General features: G+C 52.6%; 4 protein-coding genes. All 4 read left to right on the top strand.

Annotated elements, in window-relative coordinates; all coding sequences use genetic code 11:
- Positions 1-268: 268 nt before the first annotated feature.
- Positions 269-2,401, top strand: a complete 2,133-nt coding sequence (gene fetA / locus KEM39_RS10920; protein ID WP_211710031.1) for a TonB-dependent siderophore receptor FetA/FrpB — start codon at positions 269-271, stop codon at positions 2,399-2,401.
- Between the two features lie 151 nt (positions 2,402-2,552).
- Positions 2,553-3,518, top strand: coding sequence for a siderophore ABC transporter substrate-binding protein (locus KEM39_RS10915; protein WP_118997138.1), 966 nt, complete (start codon positions 2,553-2,555; stop codon positions 3,516-3,518).
- Between the two features lie 17 nt (positions 3,519-3,535).
- Positions 3,536-3,685 (top strand): hypothetical protein, encoded by a 150-nt coding sequence (locus KEM39_RS10910; RefSeq protein ID WP_162531324.1) that lies wholly within the window; start codon positions 3,536-3,538, stop codon positions 3,683-3,685.
- On the top strand, positions 3,682-3,941 hold a 260-nt coding region (locus KEM39_RS10905; protein WP_211710030.1), incomplete at its 3' end, for an iron chelate uptake ABC transporter family permease subunit. The genes KEM39_RS10910 and KEM39_RS10905, both read left to right, overlap by 4 nt.

Raw genomic sequence — 3,941 nt, 5'->3', positions numbered from 1 at the left:
CTAGATTCCCGCTTTCGCGGGAATGACGCGGAAAGGTTGCTTTTCGTCATTCCCGCATTTGTTAATCCACTATATTTCCGCCGTTTTTACATTTCCGACAAAACCTGTCAACAAAAAACAACACTTCGCAAATAAAAACGATAATCAGCTTTGCAAAAATCCCCCCCCTGTTAATATAAATAAAAATAATTATTAATTATTTTTCTTATCCTGCCAAATCTTAACGGTTTGGATTTACTTCCCTTCATACACTCAAGAGGACGATTGAATGAATACCCCATTGTTCCGTCTCAGCCTGCTCTCGCTCACACTGGCGGCAGGTTTTGCCCACGCGGCAGGCAACGCCAATGTCGCATTGGATACCATTACCGTAAAAGGCGACCGCCAAGGCAGCAAAATCCGTACCAACATCGTTACGCTTCAACAAAAAGACGAAAGCACCGCAACCGATATGCGCGAACTCTTAAAAGAAGAGCCCTCCATCGATTTCGGCGGCGGCAACGGCACGTCCCAACATATGACCTTGCGCGGTATGGGTCAGAACTCTGTCGACATCAAGGTGGACAACGCCTATTCCGACAGCCAAATCCTTTACCACCAAGGCAGATTTATTGTCGATCCCGCTTTGGTTAAAGTCGTTTCCGTACAAAAAGGCGCGGGTTCCGCCTCTGCCGGTATCGGCGCGACCAACGGCGCGATTATCGCCAAAACCGTCGATGCCCAAGACCTGCTCAAAGGCTTGGATAAAAACTGGGGCGTGCGCCTCAACAGCGGCTTTGCCAGCAACGAAGGCGTAAGCTACGGCGCAAGCGTATTCGGAAAAGAGGGCAACTTCGACGGCTTGTTCTCTTACAGCCGCAACGATGAAAAAGATTACGAAGCAGGTAAAGGCTACAAAAGTCCAAACGGCGGCAAAACCGTACCTTACAGCGCACTGGACAAACGCAGCTACCTCGCCAAAATCGGAACAAGCTTCGGCGACGGCGACCACCGCATCGTGTTGAGCCATATGAAAGACCAACACCGAGGCATCCGCACTGTGCGTGAAGAATTTACAATCTTCGATCCCGATCCTACAAAAGACAGGCAGAAACCCTCATACCGCGAAACCACCCAATCCAACACCAATTTGGAGTACACGGGCAAAAACCTGGGCTTTGTCGAAAAACTGGATGCCAACGCCTATGTGTTGGAAAAAGAACGCTATTCCGCCGATGACAGCGGCAGCGGTTACGCAGGCAATGTAAAAGGCCCTAACCATACCCAAATCACCACTCGGGGTATGAACTTCAACTTCGACAGCCGCCTTGCCGAACAAACCCTGCTGAAATACGGTATCAACTACCGCCATCAGGAAATCAAACCGCAAGCGTTTTTGAACGGCGAATTTGCAATAAAAGATGAAGCTAGTGCATCCGCGACAGAAAAGCAAAAAAACCGTGACAATGAAAAAATTGTTCACGCCTACAAACTGACCAACCCAACCAAAACCGATACCGGCGCGTATATCGAAGCCATTCACGAAATTAACGGCTTTACCCTGACCGGCGGGCTGCGTTACGACCGCTTCAAGGTAAAAACCCACGACGGCAAAACCGTTTCAAGCAGCAGCCTTAACCCGAGTTTCGGCGTGATTTGGCAGCCGCACGAATACTGGAGCTTCAGCGCAAGCCACAACTACGCCAGCCGCAGCCCGCGCCTGTATGACGCGCTGCAAACCCACGGCAAACGCGGCATCATCTCGATTGCCGACGGCACGAAGGCCGAGCGCGCGCGAAATACCGAAATCGGCTTCAACTACAACGACGGCACGTTTGCCGCAAACGGCAGCTACTTCTGGCAGACCATCAAAGACGCGCTTGCCAATCCGCAAAACCGCCACGACTCTGTCGCCGTCCGTGAAGCCGTCAATGCCGGTTACATCAAAAACCACGGTTACGAATTGGGCGCGTCCTACCGCACCGGCGGTCTGACTGCCAAAGTCGGCGTCAGCCACAGCAAACCGCGCTTTTACGATACCCATCCTAAAAAACTGTTGAGCGCGAACCCTGAATTTGGCGCACAAACCGGCCGCACTTGGACAGCCTCCCTTGCCTACCGCTTCCAAAATCCGAATCTGGAAATCGGTTGGCGCGGCCGTTATGTTCAAAAAGCTACGGGTTCGATATTGGCAGCAGGTCAAAAAAACCGCGACAAACAATTGGAAAACGTTGTACGCAAAGGTTTCGGTGTGAACGATGTCTTCGCCAACTGGAAACCGCTGGGCAAAGACACGCTTAACGTCAACTTTGCCGTCAACAACGTGTTCAACAAGTTCTACTATCCGCACAGCCAACGCTGGAACAATACCCTGCCGGGCGTGGGACGTGATGTACGCTTGGGCGTGAACTACAAGTTCTAAAACGCACATCCCGAAAAAATGCCGTCTGAAAGCCTTTCAGGCGGCATCTGTTCTGATAATTTGATATAGGTTATCATTTATCCTTTCTAAAGCCGTTCCGGTTTGTCCGACCGGCGGCTTTGCCCCAATATCCCCATTTTGGAGACACCCTATGTTGCGTTTGACCGCATTAACCCTCTGCACCGTCCTCGCCTTGGGCGCGTGTTCGCCGCAAAATTCCGACTCTGCCCCACAAGCCAAAGAACAGGCGGTTTCCGCCGCACAAACCGAAGGCGCGTCCGTTACCGTCAAAACCGCGCGCGGCGATGTTCAAATACCGCAAAACCCCGAACGTATCGCCGTTTACGATTTGGGTATGCTCGACACCTTGAGCAAACTGGGCGTGAAAACCGGTTTGTCCGTCGATAAAAACCGCCTGCCGTATTTAGAGGAATATTTCAAAACAACAAAACCTGCCGGTACGCTGTTCGAGCCGGATTACGAAACGCTCAACGCTTACAAACCGCAGCTCATCATCATCGGCAGCCGCGCCGCCAAGGCGTTTGACAAATTGAACGAAATCGCGCCGACCATCGAAATGACCGCCGATACCGCCAACCTCAAAGAAAGTGCCAAAGAGCGTATCGACGCGCTGGCGCAAATCTTCGGCAAACAGGCGGAAGCCGACAAGCTGAAGGCGGAAATCGACGCGTCTTTTGAAGCAGCGAAAACTGCCGCGCAAGGCAAAGGCAAAGGTTTGGTGATTTTGGTCAACGGCGGCAAGATGTCCGCCTTCGGCCCGTCTTCACGACTGGGCGGCTGGCTGCACAAAGACATCGGCGTTCCCGCTGTCGATGAATCGATTAAAGAAGGCAGCCACGGTCAGCCTATCAGCTTTGAATACCTGAAAGAGAAAAATCCCGACTGGCTGTTTGTCCTTGACCGCGGCGCGGCCATCGGCGAAGAGGGTCAGGCGGCGAAAGACGTGTTAAATAATCCGCTGGTTGCCGAAACAACCGCATGGAAAAAAGGACAGGTCGTTTACCTCGTTCCTGAAACTTATTTGGCAGCCGGCGGCGCGCAAGAGCTGCTGAACGCGAGCAAACAGGTTGCGGATGCTTTTAACGCCGCGAAATAATGAAACGGCGGCATTCGATGCCGTCTGAAACACGGATGCAAACCGCTTCCCGTGTTTCAGACGGCATTGCCCGATACGGAGGCTTCAAACAAGGCTTTCCGCTCCGACGGTTCGGACTGCCTTGTTTGAATCTTCTACGCCTTAACGCTTTTCCCTTCTGTTTATGACTGCCAAACCTTTTTCCCTCAACCTGACCAACCTCCTGCTGCTGGCGGTGTTGTTTGCCGTCAGCCTGTCGGTGGGCGTTGCCGATTTCCGCTGGTCGGATGTGTTTTCGCTGTCGGACAGCCAGCAGGTTATGTTCATCAGCCGCCTGCCGCGCACGTTTGCGATTGTGCTGACGGGCGCGTCTATGGCGGTGGCGGGGATGATTATGCAGATTTTGATGCGCAACCGTTTTGTCGAGCCTTCTATGGCGGGCGC

The sequence above is a fragment of the Neisseria sp. Marseille-Q1983 genome, assembly GCF_018224585.1.
Classification (GTDB): Bacteria; Pseudomonadota; Gammaproteobacteria; order Burkholderiales; family Neisseriaceae; genus Neisseria; species Neisseria polysaccharea.
This window is presented reverse-complemented; position numbering and strand designations above follow the sequence as displayed.

Excerpts from the sequence above, each read along its gene's own strand:
- KEM39_RS10910 (WP_162531324.1), top strand. The coding sequence starts at position 3,536 with ATGCCGTCTGAAACACGGATGCAAACCGCTTCCCGTGTTTCAGACGGC.
- fetA (WP_211710031.1), top strand. The coding sequence starts at position 269 with ATGAATACCCCATTGTTCCGTCTCAGCCTGCTCTCGCTCACACTGGCG.
- KEM39_RS10915 (WP_118997138.1), top strand. The coding sequence starts at position 2,553 with ATGTTGCGTTTGACCGCATTAACCCTCTGCACCGTCCTCGCCTTGGGC.